Annotated in this window: 23 protein-coding genes and 1 pseudogene; 18 read left to right on the top strand and 6 right to left on the bottom strand. The window is 60.1% G+C overall.

Annotated elements, in window-relative coordinates:
* Positions 1 to 318: 318 nt before the first annotated feature.
* The 6 genes and pseudogenes from CXK96_RS18585 to CXK96_RS18560 form a co-directional block, all read left to right on the top strand.
* Positions 319 to 2,973 (top strand): annotated as a pseudogene (locus CXK96_RS18585) (sensor domain-containing protein); the annotation flags it as partial.
* A 138-nt stretch (positions 2,974 to 3,111) separates the two neighbouring features.
* A complete protein-coding gene (gene glyA, locus CXK96_RS18580) occupies positions 3,112 to 4,365 on the top strand; it encodes a serine hydroxymethyltransferase (protein ID WP_102837916.1) in 1,254 nt (417 codons plus the stop codon).
* A 172-nt stretch (positions 4,366 to 4,537) separates the two neighbouring features.
* Positions 4,538 to 5,890, top strand: a complete 1,353-nt coding sequence (locus CXK96_RS18575; RefSeq protein WP_102837915.1) for a cache domain-containing protein — start codon at positions 4,538 to 4,540, stop codon at positions 5,888 to 5,890.
* A 31-nt stretch (positions 5,891 to 5,921) separates the two neighbouring features.
* Positions 5,922 to 6,560 (top strand): response regulator, encoded by a 639-nt coding sequence (locus CXK96_RS18570; RefSeq protein ID WP_102837914.1) that lies wholly within the window; start codon positions 5,922 to 5,924, stop codon positions 6,558 to 6,560.
* 102 nt (positions 6,561 to 6,662) lie between these two features.
* Entirely contained in the window at positions 6,663 to 7,124 is a 462-nt protein-coding gene (locus CXK96_RS18565) for a methyltransferase family protein (RefSeq protein ID WP_102837913.1), read from the top strand.
* Positions 7,125 to 7,182: 58 nt separating this feature from the next.
* A complete protein-coding gene (locus CXK96_RS18560) occupies positions 7,183 to 7,554 on the top strand; it encodes a PilZ domain-containing protein (RefSeq protein ID WP_102837912.1) in 372 nt (123 codons plus the stop codon).
* Positions 7,555 to 7,562: 8 nt separating this feature from the next.
* Here CXK96_RS18560 and radA read toward each other — a convergent pair whose 3' ends face one another.
* On the bottom strand, positions 7,563 to 8,924 hold the full coding sequence (gene radA, locus CXK96_RS18555; RefSeq protein WP_102837950.1) for a DNA repair protein RadA: 1,362 nt from the start codon (positions 8,922 to 8,924) through the stop codon (positions 7,563 to 7,565).
* 114 nt (positions 8,925 to 9,038) lie between these two features.
* On the opposite strand from radA, the gene CXK96_RS18550 reads away from it, so the two are divergent.
* Entirely contained in the window at positions 9,039 to 9,479 is a 441-nt protein-coding gene (locus CXK96_RS18550; protein WP_102837911.1) for a CopD family protein, read from the top strand.
* A 155-nt stretch (positions 9,480 to 9,634) separates the two neighbouring features.
* Here the strand turns inward: CXK96_RS18550 and CXK96_RS18545 are convergent, their stop codons facing one another.
* Complete coding sequence (locus CXK96_RS18545) at positions 9,635 to 9,904, bottom strand: YdcH family protein (protein ID WP_102837910.1); 270 nt, start codon at positions 9,902 to 9,904, stop codon at positions 9,635 to 9,637.
* A 210-nt stretch (positions 9,905 to 10,114) separates the two neighbouring features.
* On the opposite strand from CXK96_RS18545, the gene mscL reads away from it, so the two are divergent.
* The gene (gene mscL, locus CXK96_RS18540) at positions 10,115 to 10,525 is read left to right on the top strand and encodes a large-conductance mechanosensitive channel protein MscL (protein ID WP_102837909.1); all 411 of its coding nucleotides are present in this window, start codon (positions 10,115 to 10,117) and stop codon (positions 10,523 to 10,525) included.
* Positions 10,526 to 10,586: 61 nt separating this feature from the next.
* Here mscL and CXK96_RS18535 read toward each other — a convergent pair whose 3' ends face one another.
* A complete protein-coding gene (locus tag CXK96_RS18535) occupies positions 10,587 to 11,618 on the bottom strand; it encodes a cytochrome-c peroxidase (protein ID WP_102837908.1) in 1,032 nt (343 codons plus the stop codon).
* A gap of 249 nt (positions 11,619 to 11,867) precedes the next feature.
* Between CXK96_RS18535 and CXK96_RS18530 the strand changes: the two genes are divergently transcribed.
* The 5 genes from CXK96_RS18530 (at position 11,868) to CXK96_RS18510 (ending at position 16,605) form a co-directional block, all read left to right on the top strand.
* Positions 11,868 to 14,318 (top strand): Lon protease family protein, encoded by a 2,451-nt coding sequence (locus CXK96_RS18530; RefSeq protein ID WP_102837907.1) that lies wholly within the window; start codon positions 11,868 to 11,870, stop codon positions 14,316 to 14,318.
* 170 nt (positions 14,319 to 14,488) lie between these two features.
* Entirely contained in the window at positions 14,489 to 14,824 is a 336-nt protein-coding gene (locus CXK96_RS18525; protein ID WP_102837906.1) for a hypothetical protein, read from the top strand.
* Between the two features lie 165 nt (positions 14,825 to 14,989).
* Complete coding sequence (locus tag CXK96_RS18520; protein WP_102837905.1) at positions 14,990 to 15,478, top strand: TIGR00645 family protein; 489 nt, start codon at positions 14,990 to 14,992, stop codon at positions 15,476 to 15,478.
* Positions 15,479 to 15,573: 95 nt separating this feature from the next.
* Positions 15,574 to 15,879 (top strand): DUF6482 family protein, encoded by a 306-nt coding sequence (locus CXK96_RS18515; RefSeq protein ID WP_102837904.1) that lies wholly within the window; start codon positions 15,574 to 15,576, stop codon positions 15,877 to 15,879.
* A 108-nt stretch (positions 15,880 to 15,987) separates the two neighbouring features.
* Complete coding sequence (locus CXK96_RS18510) at positions 15,988 to 16,605, top strand: FKBP-type peptidyl-prolyl cis-trans isomerase (protein WP_102837903.1); 618 nt, start codon at positions 15,988 to 15,990, stop codon at positions 16,603 to 16,605.
* Positions 16,606 to 16,616: 11 nt separating this feature from the next.
* Here the strand turns inward: CXK96_RS18510 and CXK96_RS18505 are convergent, their stop codons facing one another.
* Together CXK96_RS18505 and CXK96_RS18500 are read right to left on the bottom strand one after the other, a co-directional pair.
* Entirely contained in the window at positions 16,617 to 16,844 is a 228-nt protein-coding gene (locus tag CXK96_RS18505; protein ID WP_102837902.1) for a hypothetical protein, read from the bottom strand.
* A gap of 151 nt (positions 16,845 to 16,995) precedes the next feature.
* Positions 16,996 to 17,964, bottom strand: coding sequence for a polyprenyl synthetase family protein (locus CXK96_RS18500; RefSeq protein WP_102837901.1), 969 nt, complete (start codon positions 17,962 to 17,964; stop codon positions 16,996 to 16,998).
* 248 nt (positions 17,965 to 18,212) lie between these two features.
* Between CXK96_RS18500 and rplU the strand changes: the two genes are divergently transcribed.
* The 5 genes from rplU (at position 18,213) to CXK96_RS18475 (ending at position 21,892) form a co-directional block, all read left to right on the top strand.
* Positions 18,213 to 18,524, top strand: coding sequence for a 50S ribosomal protein L21 (gene rplU / locus CXK96_RS18495; RefSeq protein WP_102837900.1), 312 nt, complete (start codon positions 18,213 to 18,215; stop codon positions 18,522 to 18,524).
* Positions 18,525 to 18,559: 35 nt separating this feature from the next.
* A complete protein-coding gene (gene rpmA, locus CXK96_RS18490) occupies positions 18,560 to 18,817 on the top strand; it encodes a 50S ribosomal protein L27 (protein ID WP_019339713.1) in 258 nt (85 codons plus the stop codon).
* A 163-nt stretch (positions 18,818 to 18,980) separates the two neighbouring features.
* The gene (gene cgtA / locus CXK96_RS18485; RefSeq protein WP_102837899.1) at positions 18,981 to 20,198 is read left to right on the top strand and encodes an Obg family GTPase CgtA; all 1,218 of its coding nucleotides are present in this window, start codon (positions 18,981 to 18,983) and stop codon (positions 20,196 to 20,198) included.
* A gap of 107 nt (positions 20,199 to 20,305) precedes the next feature.
* On the top strand, positions 20,306 to 21,424 hold the full coding sequence (gene proB / locus CXK96_RS18480; protein ID WP_102837898.1) for a glutamate 5-kinase: 1,119 nt from the start codon (positions 20,306 to 20,308) through the stop codon (positions 21,422 to 21,424).
* A gap of 9 nt (positions 21,425 to 21,433) precedes the next feature.
* Positions 21,434 to 21,892: a CreA family protein gene (locus CXK96_RS18475; RefSeq protein ID WP_102837897.1), complete on the top strand. Its 459-nt coding sequence runs from the start codon at positions 21,434 to 21,436 to the stop codon at positions 21,890 to 21,892.
* A 91-nt stretch (positions 21,893 to 21,983) separates the two neighbouring features.
* Here the strand turns inward: CXK96_RS18475 and rpsT are convergent, their stop codons facing one another.
* Positions 21,984 to 22,262 (bottom strand): 30S ribosomal protein S20, encoded by a 279-nt coding sequence (gene rpsT / locus CXK96_RS18470; RefSeq protein WP_003281567.1) that lies wholly within the window; start codon positions 22,260 to 22,262, stop codon positions 21,984 to 21,986.
* Positions 22,263 to 22,297 lie beyond the last annotated feature (35 nt).

Genomic DNA, 22,297 nt, shown 5'->3' with positions numbered 1-22,297 from the left:
CGCCTTGAAAGGCTTGCACGGGGAATCGCCACCGCGTGTGCGCGACTTCTGGTGCCACGACGCCTGCGCGTCCACTGGCAGCTGTTGCGTTATTCGGCGACGGCTCTCGGAGCGATTGAAGAGCGGATCCTGATCAGCGACTTCAGTGGTCGCCTGCAATTTCTCAACAGCCAGGCCAAGGCAATGTTCGGCCTGAATAGCCGAGAGGCGCCGCGTTATCGTTTGCAGGAGCTGCTGCCGACTCTGGATCCCCTGGCGTTCGATGCGGCCAATTCGACCGTTGACCTGTGCCTTGAGGCGGTGCGACTGCTCCAAGAGGGCGAAAGCCATCTCTTTTCGATCACGCGTCGGGCTTTGCGGCTGGCGGGTGAGGTGGAGCCGTCCGGCTTTGTCTGGGTCATGCGTGATATCACCCGTGAGCGGGCGGCGCAGGCCGCGCTGGTTGAGCGTGAGCGCTTCTGGTCAGAGGTGCTGCGCGCGGTACCCGACACGCTTTACGTGCAGGATCTGGAGGCCGGCAAGTTGCTCTTCAGCAACAGCAATCTGGCCGCGCGACTGGGCTACAGCGAAGAGGAACGCGGCGAGGACAGCGATCTGTTCTGGCAGCGCATCAGCCACCCAGACGATCAAGAATATATCTGGAGGCTGCTGGCCCTGCGCGGTTCGATGATTGACGGCGTGGCTCAGGAGTCGTTGTTGCGCTGGCGCCACCGTGACGGCAAATGGCATTGGTTCAATGTGACGGAACAGGTCCTGACCCGTGATGACCAGGGGCGGGTGCGACGCTTGATCGGCGTGGCACGAGACGTTACCGCGAACATGGACCACAGCCACTCGCTGCGTGACAGCGAGCGCCGCTACCGGATGCTCGCTGGCAGCCTGCGCGATGTGATCTTCACCACCGACAGTTCGCTGCGCATTGATTACATCAGCCCTTCAATCCAGACCGTGCTTGGCTACAGCCCGGAGTGGGCGGCACGTCATGGGCTGGCGCGGGTAGTGACCAAGCCGCGTCAGGCGGCGCGCTTCTATGATCTGATGCGGCGGGTGCGCGATGCGTCGGCCAGCCCGGCTGAACTGGCCAAGCTGGGGCAGGATTTACAGACGCAAACGCTGTATTTCGATTGCCTCGCGGCTGATGGCCGGCCCGTTGCAATCGAACTGCGGATCATGCTGATTTCCGACGAGAGCAACCGGTTCGATGGGACCCTGTGCATCGGCCGGGATGTCAGCGAACAGCGTCAGGCCGATACGGCATTGCGCCGCGCCGCAACCGTATTCGACCATTCCACCGCGGCCATCGTCGTCACCGACCCCGCGGGCAAGATCGCTCAGGTCAATGCGGCGTTCGTCCGGATCACCGGCTTCAGCGGCGACGAGGTAAAAGGCGAGCTGCCAATGGTGCTCAGCGCCGATAGGCAGCAGGCCAACCAGATGGATTACGTGCACAGCCAGGTCCTCCAGACCGGTAGCTGGGAAGGGGAGTTCTGGCTCAAGCGCAAGGGTGGCGAGACTTACCCGTGCTGGATTGGCATTACCGCCGTTCGCGATGATGAGAATGAGCTGGTCAGCTATGTCTGTTTTTTCAGCGACATGAGTGAGCGTAAAGCCAGCGAAAAGCGGATCCACCGCCTTGCCTATTACGACGGGCTGACTCAGTTGCCCAATCGCACCCTGTTTCAGGACCGTTTGCACAGCAGCCTTCAATTGGCCGCCCGTCGCCGTGGCTGGGTCGTGCTGATGTTTCTCGATCTGGATCGCTTCAAGCCGATCAACGACTCGCTCGGCCATGCCGCCGGTGACCGCATGCTCAAGGATGTCGCGGTCCGTCTGGCCTCTTGTGTGGATGAAGACGATACCGTGGCGCGCATGGGCGGCGATGAGTTCACTTTTCTGCTGCACCCTGGCGGAGATCGCGATGAAGCACTGAGCAGGGCCATTCACGTGGCTGAACGAATCCTGGCCAGTCTTGCCGACCCCTTCGTGCTCTCTGGCCGCGAGTTCTTTGTCACTGCGAGTATTGGCATCGCCCTGAGCCCACAGGACGGCAACGACATCAGTCAGCTGATGAAGAATGCCGATACCGCGATGTACCACGCCAAAGAACGAGGCAAAAACAACTTCCAGTTTTACCAGGCCGAGATGAATGCCAGCGCACTGGAACGTCTGGAGCTGGAAAGCGATCTGCGCCACGCCCTCGAACAGCAACAGTTCGTGCTGCACTACCAGCCACAGTACCTTGCCGACGGCCACACGCTGACTGGCGTCGAAGCGTTGCTGCGCTGGCAGCACCCATCCCGAGGGCTGGTGCCGCCCGGTGAGTTCATCCCTGCGCTGGAAGAGCTGGGGCTGATTGTCGAGGTAGGTGACTGGGTCATCGACGAAGCCTGTCGGCAGATCGGCAGCTGGGAGCGGCAGGGCGTGGTGGTGCCAAAGGTGTCGGTGAACCTTTCGGCCCGCCAGTTTGCCGATGGGCAGCTGGGCCAGCGCATCGCCGGAATCCTCGCGGCCAGCGGAATTGAACCGAGCCGACTGGAGCTGGAGCTGACCGAAAGCATACTGATGCAGGATGTCGGCGGCGCGCTGCGGATGCTCGATGCGCTCAAGCAGCTCGGTCCATCGATTGCCATTGACGATTTCGGCACGGGTTACTCTTCATTGAATTACCTCAAGCAATTTCCCATCGATGTGCTGAAAATCGACCGCAGCTTCGTTGATGGCCTTCCCGAAGGCGAGCAGGACGGGCAGATAGCCCGAGCGATCATTGCCATGGCGCACAGTCTCGGGTTGTCGGTGATTGCCGAGGGCGTCGAAAATCAGGCCCAGCTGGATTTTCTTCGCGACCATGGCTGTGACGAAGTGCAGGGTTTCTATCTGGGGCGGCCAGTTTCAGCGGCGATGTTGAAAGAATCGGTTTCAAACTGCCGGCTGCAGGCTGCCTGTGGTCAGCTCGAACCAAGGCCCGTGTTGTAGCGGTGCGGCGAGCCGCAACTTCGATTTGCTTGCAGCTTGTCTCATGTTGCAGATGACCACGGCTCATACCCGCACCTCGGTGGATAGGGTAGAATCCGCGCCTCTTTATTACCGCCAGCTGATTCTCAGAGGACTGCCATGTTCAGCCGTGATTTGACCCTCGCCCGTTTCGACGCCGATCTCTTCGCTGCCATGGAGCAGGAAGCCAAGCGTCAGGAAGACCACATCGAGCTGATCGCCTCGGAGAACTACACCAGCCCGGCGGTGATGGAAGCCCAGGGTTCGGTGCTGACCAACAAGTACGCCGAAGGCTATCCGGGCAAGCGCTACTACGGTGGGTGCGAGTACGTCGACGTGGTCGAACAGCTGGCCATCGACCGCGCCAAAGAGCTGTTTGGCGCCGATTACGCCAACGTCCAGCCGCATGCCGGTTCGCAAGCCAACAGCGCCGTCTATCTGGCCCTGCTGAGCGCCGGTGACACCATTCTCGGCATGAGCCTGGCCCACGGCGGTCACCTGACCCACGGCGCCAGCGTGTCGTCCTCTGGCAAGCTGTACAACGCCGTGCAGTACGGCATCAACGACCAGGGCCTGATTGACTACGACGAAGTCGAGCGCCTGGCCCTCGAGCACAAGCCAAAGATGGTCGTCGCCGGTTTCTCTGCCTATTCGCAGAAGCTGGATTTTGCTCGCTTCCGCGAAATCGCCGACAAGGTAGGCGCCTACCTGTTCGTCGACATGGCCCACGTGGCCGGTCTGGTTGCCGCTGGTGTCTATCCGAACCCGGTGCCGTTCGCCGACGTCGTTACCACTACCACTCACAAAACCCTGCGCGGCCCGCGCGGTGGCCTGATCCTGGCCCGCGCCAATGCCGAGATCGAGAAGAAGTTGAACTCTGCTGTATTCCCTGGCGCCCAGGGCGGCCCGCTGGAGCACGTCATCGCGGCCAAGGCAGTGTGCTTCAAGGAAGCGCTGCAGCCTGAATTCAAGGCCTACCAGCAGCAGGTGGTAAAGAATGCCCAGGCCATGGCCGAGGTGTTCATTCAGCGCGGCTTCGACGTGGTGTCCGGTGGCACCCAGAACCATCTGTTCCTGCTCAGCCTGATCAAGCAGGACATCACGGGTAAGGACGCCGATGCCGCGCTGGGCAACGCGCACATCACCGTGAACAAGAACAGCGTGCCGAACGACCCGCGTTCGCCGTTCGTGACGTCCGGACTGCGCATTGGTACCCCGGCCGTGACCACCCGTGGCTTCGGCGAGACCGAGTGCCGTGACCTGGCAGGCTGGATCTGCGACATCCTCGACAAGATGGGCGACGAGTCGGTTATCGAAGCAGTGCGTGGCAAGGTCGAAGCGGTCTGCGCCAAGTTCCCGGTTTACGGTAAGTAAGACGCTTCATGCGGTATCGAAAGCCCGGCCTTTGCCGGGCTTTTTCGTTTCAGCGAGAAAGGGCCGAGTTACCGAGCGTCAAGGCCAAGTGCCATCTGGTACTGTGCCTGGCCTACCGTCTGGGTTAAGTTTCGCTACGTTTCGCCCAGGTTCAGGTCATCGGAGAGGGTCGATGCAGCTCAAGCACAAAATCGCCGCGCTCAGCATCCTGCCACTGCTCCTGGCCGTGGCGGTGGTCTGCGCACTGGTGCTGTTCCAGAACCAGCGTCTCGGCGAGCAGCAGGCGAAGCTGATCGAGAGCAGCATCCTGGCGAGCAAGCAGGCCGAGCTGAAGAACTACGTCGAAATGGCCTTGAGCACCATTGCGCCGCTCTACGACAGCAAGCTGGATGATGAAGAGACCAAACAGAAGGTGCTGGCCGCGCTGGGACGCTTCAGTTTCGGCAGCGATGGCTATTTCTTCGTCTACGACCGCAGCGGACGCAACTTGATGCACCCGCGCCAGCAGGAGCTGGTCGGCAAGGATCTCTGGAATATGACCGACCCTAACGGTCTCAAGGTGATCCAGGCGCTCATGCAGAGCGCCGAGACGGGCACGGGATTCCAACGCTACGCCTGGCAAAAACCCTCGACCGGACAGTTCGCCGCGAAGCTGGCCTATGTGGTGATGCTGGAGCGCTGGGGCTGGATGCTGGGGACCGGCATTTATCTTGAGGATGTGGATCAGGCGATCCTGCAGGTGCGCGGAGAGGTCGCCAGCGGTATCTACACCACCATGCTGGCCATCGCCGGCGTCGCGCTCGTCGCGGTGTTGCTGGTCTTCGCCAGCGGCCTGACGCTCAACGTCAGCGAGCGGCGCCTGGCCGACCGCAAGCTGCAGTTGCTGACCCAGCGCATCGTCAGCTTGCAGGAAGAAGAACGTTCACGCGTTTCCCGAGAGTTGCATGACGGCATCAGTCAGCTGCTGGTGTCGATCAAGTTTCAGTTCGAACTGGCCAGTCATGAACTCGCCAGCGGAAATCCCAATGCGCAGGCAACGCTGGATCGCGGCACCGAGCGGCTGGCCGGGGCGATTGGCGAGGTGCGGCGCATCTCCCATGATCTGCATCCGTCGCTGCTCGACACCTTGGGCTTGTCGGCAGCGGTTGGCCAGCTTGTGGCAGAGTTCGAACAGCGCAGCAGCCTGAAAATGCTATACAGCAACGGCCTCGGTGAGAGCGATCCTGACGATTCGGTGGCTGTTGCGCTGTTCCGCGTGTTGCAGGAAGCGCTGGCCAACATCGAGCGACACGCCGCCGCGCAGTCAGTGCACATCAGTCTGGACGGCGATGATGCGTCGGTACGCTTGCGGGTGCGGGACGATGGCGTCGGCTTCAACCCGCGCCATCTCGACAGCATCAAGGGAGGCGGCATCGGTTTGCGTAACATCCGCGAACGGGTGGAGCACTTCGGTGGACGTTTCAGCCTGTTGTCTGAGTCCGGCGGCACGGAACTGGATGTCACCTTGCCGGCACGGGCCGGCTGAATATCGAATTTCAATACAAGAGGCCCGCTCGATGAACCCGCAAGCCTGTATCAAGGTGGCTCTGATCGACGACCATGCCCTGGTTCGGGACGGCATCCGCGCCTTGCTGATGGCCGTGCCCGAACTGGATGTGGTCGGTGAGGCTGGCAGCGGCGCCGAGGCCATTGAGCTGCTGAGTCGCGCCACGGCCGATGTGGTGCTGATGGACATTGGCCTAAAGGATGTAAACGGTCTCGAGCTGACCCAATCGCTGCGCCAGCAGTTTCCGGACGTGCGGGTGCTGATTCTGAGCATGTACGACAATCAGGAATACGTGAACACCTCGGTCAAGGTTGGCGCCAGCGGCTATGTGCTGAAAGACGCGCCGTCACGGGAAATCATCGTCGCGATTCAGGCGATTGCTGCGGGGGGCACCTACTACAGCGAGGGCATCGCTGAAAAGCTGGCCAGTCGCAGTGCCGAGGAGCGCGAACTCACCCCGCGTGAGCGCGAAGTGCTGTTGATGCTGGCACAAGGGCACAACAACAAAACCATGGCGCGCGAACTTCAGATCAGCGTACGGACGGTGGAAACCCATCGACTGAGCATTCGCCGCAAGCTGGATATCGATCGACCGGCGGACCTGATGAAACACGCCATGGTGCATGGCTGGCTACCAGGGCAGCATTAACTTACGCGCTTGTTTAGGTTTCTTGGGAAGTCCAACTAAAAGCTGGCGGTGTTAACTGCCGGCTTCTGTAGGATAGGTTTATCCAATACACCGGGACGCGCCATGAGCCATGCCTCTGCCAGATTGATTCCGCCACCGCCCTTGGTCTACCTGGCTTTCATGGGGTGTGCATGGGGGCTGTCGAGAGCGGTGCCTCTCGATCTGCCTGAATACGAGTTGACGTTCTATGCGGGCTGGGTGGTGGTAGCCGTCGGCATCGCACTGATGCTCTGGTCAGCGCTGGAAATGTTTCGCTATCGCACCACCATCAACCCCTATGGCAAGCCGAGCAGTTTGTTGCAGAGCGGGCCGTTTCGTTTCTCGCGCAACCCGATCTATCTGGCTGACACCTTTGTCTATTGCGGTGTCGGGTTGTTGCTGAACAGTGTCTGGCCCTGGCTGCTGCTGCCTTTGTTGATTGTGTGCATGCAGCGCACCGTGATCATTCATGAAGAGCATTTGCTGCTGCGGTTGTTCGGCGACGATTACCGAATATACCGTCGGCGCGTACGGCGCTGGCTCTGAGCGGGCCGACGTTGACGTCGCCTATAGTTGAACAAGAAGTCCGAGGGGAGTGGATACGATGACCGAGACAAACAGTGACCGCCGGCGCTTTCAGCGCTTCGAATTCGACGCCGAAACGGAGCTGAGGCAAGGCGAGCGTTGCTGGCCGGTCCAGCTACACGATCTCTCGCTTAAGGGGCTGCTGGTTCACCGCCCAGCTGAGTGGGACGCCGATCCCGCTCAGCCGTTCGAAGCGCGCATCCGGCTTTCGGATGACGCCGAAGTGCGCATGCAGGTCGAGATGACCCGCGGCGATGGTGACTTGGTCGGTATAGTCTGTCGGCACATCGATGTGGACTCCATCAGCCATCTGCGGCGGCTGGTCGAGCTTAACCTCGGCGACGAAGCGCTGCTCGAGCGTGAGCTGGCAGCACTCGGCGAGCCCCGGTAAAACCGCGATCACTCGAACAGCGCGTCCAGCGCCTGTTCGAGGCGCGTCACGGCGATCACCTGTAGCCCGGCGGGCGCCTCCTTGGGCGCGTTGCCCTTCGGTACGATGGCGCGCTTGAACCCATGCTTGGCGGCTTCCTTCAACCGCTCCTGCCCGCTCGGCACTGGCCGGATCTCGCCGGACAGACCGACCTCGCCAAACACCAGCAGATCGGTGTCCAGCGGTCGGTTGCGCAAGCTGGAAATCACTGCCGCCATCAGCGCCAGGTCTGAGGCCGTCTCCAGCACCTTTACGCCGCCTACCACGTTGATGAACACGTCCTGATCGTAAGTCGGAATGCCGCCGTGGCGATGCAGGACGGCCAGCAGCATGGCCAGGCGGTTCTGATCCAGGCCGAGCGTGACGCGGCGCGGGTTGGCCATGTGACTGGTGTCCACCAGCGCCTGCACTTCCACCAGCATGGGTCGGGTGCCTTCCCAGGTTGCCATCACCACACTGCCTGGCACGGCTTCCTGGGCGCGGGTGAGGAAGATCGCGGAGGGGTTGGTCACTTCCTTGAGCCCTTTGTCGGTCATGCCGAACACGCCCAGCTCGTTGATCGCGCCGAAGCGGTTCTTCACCGCTCTCAGCAGGCGCAGGCGCCCATCCGATTCACCCTCGAAATAAAGCACCGTGTCGACCATGTGCTCGAGCACCCTCGGCCCCGCCAGTGCGCCTTCCTTGGTCACGTGGCCAACGAGAAAGATCGCCGTGCCGCTCTGCTTGGCAAAGCGCACCAGCAGCGCGGCGCTCTCGCGAACCTGGGCGACCCCGCCGGGGGCGGACTGCAGTTGCTCGGTGAAGATGGTCTGGATCGAGTCGATCACCATGACCTTGGGCTTTTCCAGCCGAGCGGTGGCGATGATGGTTTCGATGCAGGTTTCAGTCATTACCTTGAGCTTGTCCTGCGGCAGATCCAGACGTCGGGCACGCATGGCGACCTGCTGCTGAGATTCTTCGCCGGTCACGTAGAGCGCAGGAAACTGGCGGGCGACGTTGCACAGGGTCTGTAGAAGGATGGTCGACTTGCCGATCCCGGGATCGCCGCCGATCAGCACTACCGAGCCATCGACCAGACCGCCGCCGAGCACGCGGTCCAGCTCGCCGGACGCAGTGGAAAATCGCGGCACTTGCTCAACGCTGACTTCAGCGAGGGTTTTGATGTTGGCCTGATCGCCAGCCCAGCCGGCCCGCCCGGACGGGGGCGCGGCGCCATCGATAATGGTCTCCACCAGGGTGTTCCAGGCGCCGCAGTCACCGCACTGGCCGGCCCATTTGGGAAAGGTTGAGCCGCATTCGGTGCAGCCATACATGCGCTTAGCCTTGGCCATGGGAACTCCGCGTCGGATGAGTGGAGCCGCATGATAGCGGCTGACTTGATCGCCATCAGCCACAAGCGCCACATCAGCCGCCAGACTGTAAACAAATCGAACAGGAGTGAATCCATGCGCCATTTGTTGTTTCTGCACTTGCTAGGTGCCAGCGTCTGGGTGGGCGGCCATCTGGTGCTGCTGTTCAGTGTGCTGCCGGGCGCCTTGCGCTGCCGTGACGTGCAGCCCGTGCGTGCCTTTGAACAGCTCTACGAACGGGTCGGGATACCGGCCTTGCTGCTGCAGATAGCGACTGGCATATGGCTGGCCGGGCAGTGGCTGCCGCACGCGCAGTGGTTAGGTGGTACGTCCATCGCTCATCTGGTCCAGGCCAAGCTGGTGCTTCTGGGTTTTACGGCGGTGCTGGGTGTACATGCCCGGTTAGCGATAATCCCGAAACTTGATGCCCAGCGCTTGCCCCAGCTGGGCGTGCATATCGTCCTGATCACGCTGACGGCGGTAGCCTTTGTCTGGGTGGGGTCCGGCTTCAGGTTCGGTGGATTGTTGCAGGGATGAGCTTAAAAACGTTTTGCTCGGAGTGGGCAGGCTGGCGAGTCGGACGTTTAGCGATAGCCGCCAAAAGACGGTAGAGGGCAGGGCAGAGAGTGGAACTTCCGCCATCCATACGCCACATGGCTGGCGTATGGACACGGGACGCGGCTTGAAGCAGATCAGCCGCAGCAGCCACCGCAGCAGCTACCGCTGGCGCGTTTGAGGTCGCGAGCGATGTCATCCTTGAGGGAAACACGTTCAATTTTCAGCGCGTTTAGCGCTTCGTCATCGAGCAGTTCGACGCCGTCTTCCACGCGACAGATCTGCTTGTCCAGCGCCTCGTAGGTTTCAGCCTTGCGGGCGAACTTTGGATCCTGCTGACGCAGCTGATGAAGCTGCTCGAGCTTTTCCGGGAAGTCCTTCATCAGGGGATGGTGTTCAACGTGCATGGTGCCGCTCCGGGTGGATATGAGGAGCTGTACCTTAGCCCCGCCTTTCGCAATTCTTTTTGACGGCGATCAAGCCAAACCGACTGCGTTAAACCCGTCTGTCGCACGGGCTGTCTGGCCTGAGTATTGAACCCAACCTATGCTGCCGATGGTCGAAGCGGCACGGCGGTCGCGTCGACCACTCCCTATCAGCATCAGAGGAACAGGCAAATGGGCATGCTCAGTGAATTCAAAGCCTTTGCAGTCAGAGGTAATGTGATCGATATGGCAGTCGGCATCATCATCGGCGCCGCTTTCACCAAGATTGTCTCGTCGTTCGTTGCTGACGTGGTTACCCCGCCGCTGGGCATGCTGATTGGGGGCGTGGATTTCTCGAACTTGGCTATCGTGCTCAAGCAGGCCGTTGGCGATGCGCCGGCGGTTACCCTGAGCTATGGCCGCTTCCTCCAGACGGTGTTCGACTTCACCATTGTGGCGTTTGCGATCTTCCTCGCCGTTAGGGCGATCAACCATCTCAAGCGCAAAGAAGCTGAAGCGCCGTCAGCTCCGCCGGCCCCGAGCAAGGAGGAGCAGCTGCTGACAGAGATTCGCGACGCGTTACGTGAGCAGAATCGATCGTGATCCGGATATAGCAGGCTTCAACAACTCAGCTCCCGACGGGGGTGTCGGGAGCTGAGAAGGGTCACTCCGGCTTTGGCGTATCGACCGAGCTGGGGGGGAGGACGGGGTAGGCAACCCGAGGTTGCTCGCCCGTCAGGCTGCGCAGGAAGGCCGCAATGGCGCCGACCTCGTCTTCCTTGAGTGTGCGACCTAGCTGGCTGTCGCCCATGATTGCCACTGCCTGCTCCAGCTCCCAGACCTCACCGCTGTGAAAGTAGGGCGGCGTTAGCGCTACGTTGCGCAGCGGCGCGGCGCGGAAGACATATTCATCGGTGGCCGTGTTGGTCACGGTAAAGCGGCCCTTGTCGCCAGCGGGCAGGATTTCAGCACCAGGCTTCTTGATCACGCCAAACGGAAAGTAGCCCTGACCGCCGACGTTGACGCCGCTGTGGCAAGCGGTGCAGCCCGCGTCCATGAACAGCGCCAGGCCCTGCTTCTGCTTGGCGTCGAGTGCCTGGTCATCGCCCTTGAGATAGCGGTCGAACGGGGCGTCCGGAGTAATCAGGCTGACTTCGAACGCTTCCAGTGCGTAAGCCATGTTGTCGAAGCTGACCGGATCCTTGTCACTAGGAAACGCCTTTTTAAACTCGCTGGCGTACTCGGGGATGCTCTTCAGGGTCGCGACGACGCGATCGGGCGTGTTGTTCATCTCCACTCCGGCCTGTACCGGGCCCTTGGCCTGGGCCTGCAGATCCTCGGCGCGTCCATCCCAGAACTGGGCGGCGTTGAACACGGCGTTAAGAACGGTGGGGGAGTTGCGTGGCCCTTTCTGCCAGCCATGGCCGATCGAGGTGGTGACATTGTCGCCGCCACCTAGGCTGAGGTTGTGACAGGTATTACAGCTGATGACGTGGCTGCGCGACAGGCGGGGGTCGAACCAGAGTTTGTGACCGAGTTGTGCCTGATCCGGACTGACGGCTTTCCCGCGGAGTTCTGCCACCTTGGCCGGGATCGGCTTGAAAATTTCGTTGGCGCGTTCGCGCAGTTCGTCGGCATGGGCGATGTTCGAGATCAGCATCAATCCGCTGATCATGACGGGGATAGGGGAGCGCATCACGGAGTCCTTTTTCTACGTTGGCCGCTCCATGAGGCGCTACTCGCGAAGGCGCTAGGTTGATCTGAATCAAGGCGGAGGCTTTCGCCGCCGGCTCGTGTGTCGCAGGGGTTGCCTTGCCCGAACGCAAACTTGCCCCGTTCGGCAAACCTTCGAGCTGCGCCTTGCTGGACCTTGCGGCCAGCGGGAGGCATCGCCAGAATGGCAGCATCAATCGTGGCCACCAGGCCATTCCTGCAAGGATTTCCAATGCCCGAAACCGTCGCTGCCGGCCTGCGCCTGGCGCCTGATGCGCTGACCCGTCCCTTTGAACCCAGCCAGTTCGCCTTCAAGACCACCGATGAGCTGGAGCCTTTTCTTGGCGTGCTCGGACAGGAGCGGGCCGTCGAGGCGCTGCAGTTCGGGGTGGCGATGCCGCGCCCTGGCTACAACGTCTATGTGATGGGCGAGCCGGGGACCGGACGCTTCTCGTTCGTGCGCCGCTACCTCAAGGCTGAAGGCAAGCGACTGGATACACCGTCGGACTGGCTCTATGTGAACAACTTCGACGAGCCTCGCGAGCCTCGCGTGGTTGAGCTTCCGCAGGGCGGTGCGGGTGAGTTCATCGCCGATATTGGGCAGCTGATCGACAATCTGATGGCCACGTTCCCGGCTGTGTTCGAGCACCCGAGCTTCCAGCAGAAGAAGAGCGCCATCGACCGCGCCTTCAACCAGCGCTACGACAAGGCGCTGGATGTCATCGAAAAGCTGGCCCTCGAAAAAGAAATCGCGCTGTATCGGGACAGCAGCAACATTGCCTTCACGCCCATGAAGGACGGCAAGTCGATGGACGAGGCGGAATTTGCCCAGTTGCCGGAAGCGGAGCGCGAGCGTTACCACGAAGACATCTCCGCGCTCGAAGTCAACCTGAACGAGGGGCTTGCCAGCCTGCCGCAATGGAAGCGCGAGTCCAGCAACCAGCTGCGCCAACTCAACGATGAAACCATCAGCCAGGCGTTGCAGCCGCTGCTGACCCCGCTGTCGGAGAAGTATGGCGAAAACGCCGGCATTGAGGCTTACCTGCAGGCCGTGCAGGTCAATCTGCTGAAAACCGTCGTGGAGCAGCTGGTGGATGAAAACCGTCCCGATGCTCAGACCCGGCAACTGCTTGAAGAACAGTACAGCCCAAGCCTGGTTGTCGGCCATCCGCTTGATGGCGGCGCGCCAGTGGTGTTCGAGCCGCACCCGACCTACGACAACCTGTTTGGTCGCATCGAGTACAGTACGGATCAGGGCGCGCTCTACACCAGCTACCGCCAGCTGCGACCCGGCGCGCTGCACCGTGCCAATGGTGGCTTCCTGATGCTCGAAGCGGAAAAGATGCTCAGCGAACCCTTTGTCTGGGAAGCGCTGAAGCGTGCCTTGCAGTCGCGCAAGCTGAAGATGGAGTCGCCGCTGGCCGAGCTGGGTCGATTGGCTACGGTGACGTTGAATCCGGAAGTGATCCCGCTCAATGTCAAAGTGGTGATCATCGGCTCCCGCCAGCTCTATTACACCCTGCAGGATCTGGATCCGGACTTTCAGGAGATGTTTCGCGTGCTGGTGGACTTCGATGAAGAAATCCCGCTGGCCGAGGACAGCCTAGAGCAATTCGCACAGTTGATGAAAACGCGCACCTCGGAAGAGGGTATGGCGCCGTTGACGGCCGCCGCAGTTGCGCGTCTGGCAACCTATAGCGCCCGTTTGGCCGAGCACCAGGGGCGCTTGTCGGCCCGGATCGGTGATCTGTTCCAGCTGGTCAGCGAGGCGGATTTCATCCGTCAGCTGGCCAAGAATGAGGTGACCGACGTCGGCCATATTGAACGCGCGTTGAAGGCAAAGGCCACTCGTACCGGGCGTGTTTCGGCGCGCATTCTCGAAGACATCCTCGCCGGCGTGATACTGATCGACAGCGAGGGGGCGGCCATTGGCAAGTGCAATGGCCTGACCGTCCTGGAGGTGGGTGACTCGGCGTTCGGCATGCCGGCGCGTATCTCCGCCACTGTCTATCCGGGCGGCTCGGGAATCGTCGATATCGAGCGCGAGGTCAATCTCGGCCAGCCGATTCACTCTAAGGGCGTGATGATCCTCACCGGCTTTCTCGGCAGCCGCTATGCCCAGGAGTTTCCGCTGGAGATCTCCGCCAGCATCGCGCTTGAGCAGTCTTATGGTTATGTCGACGGCGACAGTGCGTCATTGGGCGAATGCTGTGCGCTGATTTCGGCTATTTCGCGCACGCCGCTAAAGCAATGCTTTGCTATTACCGGCTCGATCAACCAGTTCGGCGAGGTGCAGGCGGTCGGTGGTGTGAACGAAAAGATCGAGGGCTTCTTCCGCTTGTGCGAAGCACGCGGTTTGACCGGAGACCAGGGTGCGATCATTCCTTTCGCCAACGTTACGACGCTGATGCTCGACGAGCGCGTGCTGGAAGCCGTGCGCCAGGAGCGTTTTCATATCTACGCGGTGCGTCATGTCGATGAAGCGCTTTCGCTGTTGGTGGGTGAGCCGGTAGGCGCGGCGGACAAGGACGGGCAGTTCCCCAAGGGCAGCGTCAATGCGCGGGTCGTGGAGCGTTTGCGCGACATCGCCGAGATCGAACTGGAAGACGATCATCGAAGCGATGCAGCGTCCCCCGAGGAGGTGCTGGCCGCAGCCCAGGTAAAAGGGGCCGAGCAAGGGTAATCGGTTCAAACGCAGAGTAGTGGACGGAACGATACGGCACGCGGCGGGTCTGCAATGGAAGAGAGTTTCCACTCTCTATCCACATGGTTATCCACAGCATCTGTGGATAACGGATTTGCGGCCCTATCCTCCCAGATGAGGGCGCGCAACCGAGCGCGAGGATCGCCGTCATGTCGCAAACACTCTGTTTGAACCGCGAGTGCCTGGGTCTGGTGACCCGTATCGAATGCATCATCCGGCCCCTGTCCGGAGGCAATGGTTTGTGGACGTTGCTGTGTGCGGCTGGAATCGATGCTGGGCAGCCTACTGCAATCAAAGCGCAAGGCCCATTTCGCGGGCCTCGCGAGGCCGAATCGGTACTGAAGGCGATTGCCGAGAATCTCTATGGGCAAGGCTATGCGGAATCGGAATCGCCATCGATCTGGCAACTGCACATGCAGGCAGAGTTACGCAAGGTCAACGCCAACCAGTCGCGCTATCTGAGCGGATGGGGCGCTAAATCCTGAGCGCACCGGCCAAGGGATGCCGGCGCGGTCCCGGTTATTGGGGCTGGCAAAGGTCTTGGCAAATTCTTATCCACAGCAGAAACATGCCGCTATAGCACCGTCTTGAAGACTCCGCCGCGCTGCGTATACTCGCTTGCCGAACCCCGCCCCGCGCAGTGAGAACAGATGGAACGCTTGATCGAAAACACCATGTACGCCGCCCGTTGGTTGTTGGCGCCTATTTACTTTGGTCTTGCCTTTGCCCTGCTGGCCCTGGCGATTAAATTCTTTCAGGAAATCTGGCACATCCTTCCTGCCGTGCTTTCTCTGAGTGAAGGCGATCTGATCCTCAAGCTACTCTCGCTGATCGATATGGCGCTGGTTGGCGGTTTGCTGGTGATGGTGATGCTTTCTGGCTACGAGAACTTCGTTTCGCAGCTGGACGTGGACGAGGGCAAGGAAAAGCTCGACTGGCTCGGAAAAATGGATTCCGGCTCCTTGAAGATGAAGGTCGCTGCTTCAATTGTGGCAATCTCGTCGATTCACCTGTTGCGCATGTTCATGGACGCGCAGCAGCTCGAGAGCGATCAATTGATGTGGTACGTCATTATCCATCTCACGTTCGTCTTTTCAGCTTTCGCCATGGGGTATCTGGATAAGCTCACCAAGCACTGATGGTTTTTTTCGCGCCGAAGTCGTGAAAGGTTGATTGGTTGTGATTGGCTCCCCTGATATTGTACAAAGGTAGAATTTTGTACAGGGTGGTGCGCATGAATCTGCAGGCATTGCTGGAAGGCGCGCAAGCGCATGATGTCGAGGCGCTGGATCTGGTGTCTCTTGAGGGCGGCTTCTACTTGTTGAGTGTCCACGCCCACGGCAAGTCACATGTGCTATGTGATGAGCAGGCCAAAGTGATTCATCTGCGATCCGTTGAGCATGCGCGTGATCTCCTCAGTGAGATGCCCACGGTCCCTTTCTTTCTGGTTCACAGTTCTGCGTACGATGAAATGTGCGGCTTGGCCGAGGGTGTTCGAGAGCCGCTGCGGGTGCCGATCAGCCTGCGTTCTGCCTGGTGAGCATTCCGTTTACCTAGCGCCTCTATGCTGTTCTATAGAACAGTCTAGGGTGGGCGATGCTAGTCGCTGTGCTAGGCTGTGCGGCCTTTTTTCCGGCGGAGCCGATGCATGACTGACCTGAATCTATCAACCGACGAAACGCGCGTGAGCTACGGTATCGGCCGTCAACTGGGTGATCAGCTGCGCGAGAACCCGCCGCCGGGGATCAGCCTGGATGCAGTGATCGCAGGTATTCGAGACGCCTTTTCGGGTGCAGCCAGCCAGGTTGCTCCGGAAGCACTCAACGCCAGCTTTGCCGTCATTCGTGAGCGCATGCAAGCCGAGGCTCAGCAAAAGGCCGAAGCCGCTGCCGGTGAAGGCAAAGCGTTTCTGGCAAAAAACGGCCAGCGTGACGGAGTGACTACGCTTCCGTCAGGCCTGCAATACGAAGTGCTGACCGCCGGCGAGGGCAACAAGCCCAGCGCTGAGGATCAAGTGCGTACCCATTACCACGGCACACTGATTGACGGCACGGTATTCGACAGCTCCTACCAGCGTGGCCAGCCGGCCGAGTTTCCGGTGGGTGGCGTGATCGCCGGCTGGACCGAAGCGCTGCAACTTATGGGCGTGGGCAGCAAATGGCGCCTTTATGTGCCAAGCGAGCTCGCTTATGGTGCGCAAGGCGTTGGCAGTATCCCGCCACACAGCGTACTGGTGTTCGATGTCGAGTTGCTGGCTGTTCTTTAAAGCCGCTGCCGCTAGGGGCGCAACGCCCTGGCATAGGAGAACAGGAACAGGTTTCGCACCTGTTCCTTGAGCACGCAGGGTTCGCTGGTGCTCAGTTCCTGCAGATCCAAGTCGCCCTGGTCGCGAAGCTCGTCCAGGGCGTCTCCCTCTAAGGTAATGCACACAGCACCGGTGCTGCGGTCGAGTATCCGCAGGTAAGGTTGCGGGCGGTCCAGCCAGGCATCGATCAGATAAGTCATGCGCACCTCCAATTAATCTCTGTTAATGAGAATAATTGTTATTTGCAGATATGCAAGCGCTAAGAATCTCTGAGGCATTTGCTGATGCGCAGAGTAGGGTGTTTAGGGAGGGGTGAAGAGCGCTCAGTTCGCACCCTCCACTGTTCTGTGCTCAGTGGGTGCGTGCGACTGCGAAACGGCTCAGCTCGACCAGGGCATCACGATAACTGTTGGCAGGGATCAGCTCGAGGCAGGCTATGGCGCGATCAGCATAGTCACGAGCCAGGCGGGCCGTATAATCCAGTGCGCCGGCTGCTTCTACCGCACGGCGAATGCTTTCCAGATCCTCGATGCCGCCTTTCTGAATGGCCTGGCGCACCAGGGCGGCCTGTTCCGGCGTGCCTTCGCGCATCGTGTAGATCAGCGGCAATGTCGGCTTGCCTTCGGCAAGATCATCGCCAACATTCTTGCCCAGCGCTTCGGCATCGCCCTGATAGTCGAGCAGGTCATCGACGAGTTGGAATGCAATGCCGAGGTAGTCGCCGAAGCTGCGCAGTGCCTCGCGCTGCTCTTCGCTGGCACCCGCCAGAGTGGCGGCGCTGTGCGTGGAGGCTTCGAAAAGCATGGCGGTCTTGCCGCGTATGACTTCCATGTAGATTTCTTCGGTGGTGCTGGCGTCGCGCACCTTGGACAGTTGCAGCACTTCGCCTTCGGCGATGACGCGAGTAGCCTGCGAGATGATTCGCATGACTTCCATCGAGCCCAGCTCGACCATCATTTCGAAAGAACGCGCATAGAGGAAGTCACCGACCAGTACACTGGGCGCATTGCCCCACAGGGCATTGGCGGTTGAGCGACCGCGGCGCATGCCGGACATATCGACGACGTCATCATGTAGCAGCGTCGAGGTATGCAGGAATTCGATGATCGCTGCCAGCAGGCGCAGCTGCTCACCCTTGAGTCCCAGCGCATTGCCGCTGAGCAGGACCAGCAGAGGACGCAGGCGCTTGCCGCCGGCCGAGGTGATGTAATCCCCGATCTTTTCCACCAGCGGTACGCGGGACGTCAACTGGTTGCGGATGATGCCGTCAACATCGGCGAAATCTTCAGCCACTACTTGGTAAAAGGCCTGGGGTTGCATCGGGGACGAGTACTCCTCGGAGATTGCGCGGCATGCTATGGGGCGGGTCAGGCAGTGTCAAGGCAAGGTCCGGCAGCTATTGCGCAGGCTCAGGTGGATGCGTACAATCGCGGACCCTGAACTTTCCCCCTGGGCATTTCCCTGCCTTACGCAATTGCAAGGGCGTCCTATCCGGCCCCGAGCAGCCATGCCAGCCTCCAACTATTTCACTTAAGCGCTGGGTGAGCAGGATCAACGGAGATACACAGATGTACGCAGTTATCGTTACTGGCGGCAAGCAATACAAGGTCGCCGAAGGCGAATGCCTCAAGATTGAAAAACTCGAAGTTGCCACTGGCGAAGCCGTCACTTTTGACCGCGTTCTGCTGATTGGCAACGGCGATGATGTAAAGATCGGCGCTCCGGTGGTCGATGGTGCCAAGGTCACTGCTGAAGTGATCGCTCAGGGCCGTCATGACAAGGTCACTATCATCAAATTCCGCCGTCGTAAGCATCACATGAAGCGTCAGGGCCACCGTCAGTGGTTCACTGAGGTCAAAATCACCGGCATTCAGGGCTAATCGGGCCTGAATCCCCTTATAGGAGTATTGAACTCATGGCACACAAAAAAGCTGGCGGTTCTACCCGCAACGGTCGCGACTCAGAAGCCAAACGTCTTGGCGTGAAGATGTATGGCGGCCAGGTCATCAAGGCCGGTAACATCATCGTGCGTCAGCGCGGCACCCAGTTCCATGCCGGTTACGGCGTTGGCATGGGCAAGGATCACACCTTGTTCGCCAAGGTGGAAGGCGTGATCAAATTCGAAGTGAAGGGCCAGTTTGGTCGTCGCTACGTGAGCGTCGTCGCGGCCTAATCGCGGCGTTGCTGGAAAAGCCCTGTCATGCGACGGGGCTTTTTTGTTTCTGTATCCTCTGTAGGGCTCTTGCAAAACGCTGCTGTGCTCTAATTATCGCTGGGTTTTGCAAGACCCTTATGTTCCTGTTTTCTAGCCCGTCCTGGCGGCGGGAGGCGTTCCCATGAAATTCGTCGATGAAGTATCGATTTTTGTAAAGGCTGGCGACGGCGGTAACGGCATGATGAGCTTCCGTCGCGAGAAGTTCATCGAAAAAGGCGGCCCCAACGGGGGTGACGGCGGTGACGGTGGCTCCGTTTATCTGCAGGCTGACGAGAACCTTAATACCCTTGTCGACTACCGCTATACCCGTCGCTTCAATGCGCCGAATGGCCAGAAAGGCGGCAGTACCGAATGTACCGGCGCCAAGGGCGACGACCTTGTCTTGCCAGTCCCGGTTGGGACTACGGTAATTGATGCGGCTACTCAGGACGTCATTGGCGACCTGACGAAGGCCGGTCAGCGCCTGCTGGTCGCTCAGGGTGGCTGGCACGGGCTGGGTAACACCCGCTTCAAGTCCAGCACCAATCGTGCTCCTCGCCAGACCACGCCAGGCAAGCCAGGTGATGCTCGCGACCTGAAACTTGAGTTGAAGGTACTGGCGGATGTTGGGCTGCTGGGGTTGCCGAACGCTGGTAAGAGTACGTTCATTCGCTCGGTGTCGGCTGCCAAGCCGAAGGTTGCCGACTATCCGTTCACCACGCTAGTGCCGAACCTCGGGGTGGTGAGCGTTGGTCGCTACAAGAGCTTCGTGGTGGCTGACATTCCGGGTCTGATTGAAGGCGCTTCGGAAGGTGCAGGGCTGGGCATTCGGTTCCTCAAGCACCTTGCGCGGACGCGGCTGTTGCTGCATCTGGTGGACATGGCGCCGCTGGATGAAAGTGATCCGGCCGATGCGGCTGAAGTTATCGTCAGTGAGTTGGAGAAGTTCAGTCCGGCGCTGGCGCAACGTGACCGTTGGCTGGTGTTGAACAAGGCTGACCAGCTGCTCGAAGAGGACCGCGACGAGCGTGTTCAGCAGGTGGTCGAGCGCCTTGACTGGGACGGTCCTGTCTTCGTCATCTCTGCCCTTGAGCGCGAGGGTACCGAGGCGTTAAGTCAGGCCATCATGCGTTACCTGGATGAGCGCTTGGTGCGTATCGCCGAGGAGCCAGCATATGCGGAGGCGCTTGCTGAGCTGGATCGGCAGATCGAGGACGAGGCGCGTGCTCGCCTTCAGGAGCTGGATGATCAGCGCGCCTTGCGTCGTGCGGGCGTGAAATCTGTCGATGAGGTCGATGAAGACGACTTCGATGATGATGACGACGATGAAGGTGGTGCTGAGATCTTCTACGTGCGTTGATGGCGCATGTTTGCATCGTTGCGAGCGTCACTAGCGAATGGTTGCGGGCTGGCTCGTCTGTCGCCCGCCGAGTGGTTTGGCCAGGTACCGATTGGAAGGCAGGATCGATGCGGGACAAGGTGAGCGGTGCGCGGCGCTGGGTAGTGAAGATTGGCAGCGCCTTGCTGACGGCTGATGGTCGCGGGCTGGATCAGGCGGCTATGGCTGTCTGGGTTGATCAAATGGTCGCGCTGCGCGAGGCGGGTGTCGAGCTGGTTCTGGTGTCCTCCGGCGCTGTCGCTGCCGGTATGAGTCGTCTCGGTTGGGCTGCCAGGCCAAAGGCCGTCCATGAGCTGCAGGCTGCGGCAGCCGTTGGGCAGATGGGGTTGATCCGGGCCTGGGAAGCCAGTTTTGCGCGTTGCGAACAACAAACTGCGCAGGTTCTCGTAACCCATGATGATCTCTCGGACCGTAAGCGCTATCTCAATGCTCGCAGTACGCTTCGTACGCTGATTGATCTGGGTGTGGTGCCGGTTATCAATGAAAACGATACGGTTGTCACTGACGAGATCCGCTTCGGCGACAACGACACGCTCGCTGCGTTGGTGGCGAATCTGGTCGAAGCGGATCTCCTGGTGATCCTTACTGACCGCGACGGCATGTTCGATGCTGATCCGCGCAATAATCCTGATGCCAGCTTGATCAGTGAAGCGCGCGCCGATGACCCTGCGTTGGACGCAGTGGCGGGTGCTACGGGTGGTGCGCTCGGGCGGGGCGGCATGCAGACAAAGCTGCGCGCGGCGCGTTTGGCTGCGCGCTCTGGTGCCTATACCGTGATCATTGGTGGTCGAATCGAGCAGGTGCTGGCGCGGCTGAAGGCGGGGGAGTCGCTCGGCACACTGTTGGCGCCAGAGTGTAATCGTCATGCCGCGCGAAAGCAGTGGTTGGCGGGGCATCTGCAGATGCGTGGTACGGTCGTCCTTGATGACGGTGCTGTGCATGCGCTGAAGCAGGGTAATCGCAGCTTGTTGCCGGTCGGGGTCAGGGCGGCGCAAGGTGGTTTCCGTCGTGGTGAGATGGTCGTGTGTGTCGGTCTGGACGGTCGTGAGGTTGCGCGCGGTCTGGCCAACTACAGCGTGGCTGAAACGCAGCGAATCCTTGGGCGTCCGTCGGATGAAATCGAAAAGCTGCTCGGTTATGTCGATGAGCCCGAGCTAATTCACCGCGACAATATGATCTTGGTCTGAGGTGGTTCGATGCGCCTGGCAAAAACGTTAGTGGTTTTGTTGATGTGGCCAGTGGTTGGTATGGCGCGCGAAGTGGGCGAGGTCGACACGGTCTTTAAATGGCTGGGGCCGAACCACAAGATTGTGGTTGAGGCGTTTGATGACCCGAAGGTTGAGGGTGTGACCTGCTATCTATCGCGTGCAAAGACTGGCGGCATAAAGGGCGGGCTCGGGTTGGCTGAGGATCGCGCCGAGGCGTCGATCGCTTGCAGGCAGGTGGGGCCCATCCGCATGAGCGAGAAGCTCAAAGATGGCGAAGTGGTCTTCAAGGAGCGAACGTCTTTGGTGTTCAAGGCAATGCAGGTGGTCCGCTTTTTCGATGAGGCTCGCAATACGCTGGTCTATCTGGTGTACAGCGATCGGGTTATCGAAGGAAGCCCGCAGAACGCGGTGACTGCGATTCCAATACTGCCTTGGGCTCAGCCGTAAGCGGTATGTGGTTCAGTTGGTTGTTGTGATGGCTGAATCGCAGGCATAAAAAAACCGGCTCGAGGCCGGTTTTTTCATAAGAGCGTACAGCTTAGGCTGCAGCAGCTTCGCCGAGGGCCTTGATGTGGCCGTTCAGGCGGCTTTTATGCCGAGCTGCTTTGTTCTTGTGGATGATGCCCTTGTCGGCCATACGGTCGATTACAGGCACGGCTGCAGTGTAAGCAGTACGAGCTTTATCCAGATCTTTTGCATCAATGGCTTTGACCACATTCTTGATGTAGGTACGAACCATGGAGCGCAGGCTGGCGTTGTGGCTGCGACGCTTCTCAGCCTGAATTGCGCGTTTTTTGGCGGAAGGGCTGTTGGCCACCGTCGAACTCCTCGAAAACGTGGGATTACAAAGCA

The sequence above is a fragment of the Stutzerimonas stutzeri genome (genome assembly GCF_002890895.1).
GTDB classification, from domain to species: domain Bacteria; phylum Pseudomonadota; class Gammaproteobacteria; order Pseudomonadales; family Pseudomonadaceae; genus Stutzerimonas; species Stutzerimonas stutzeri_AB.
The sequence above is the reverse complement of the archived record's forward strand: the minus strand, read 5'-3'. Positions and strand labels throughout refer to the sequence as shown.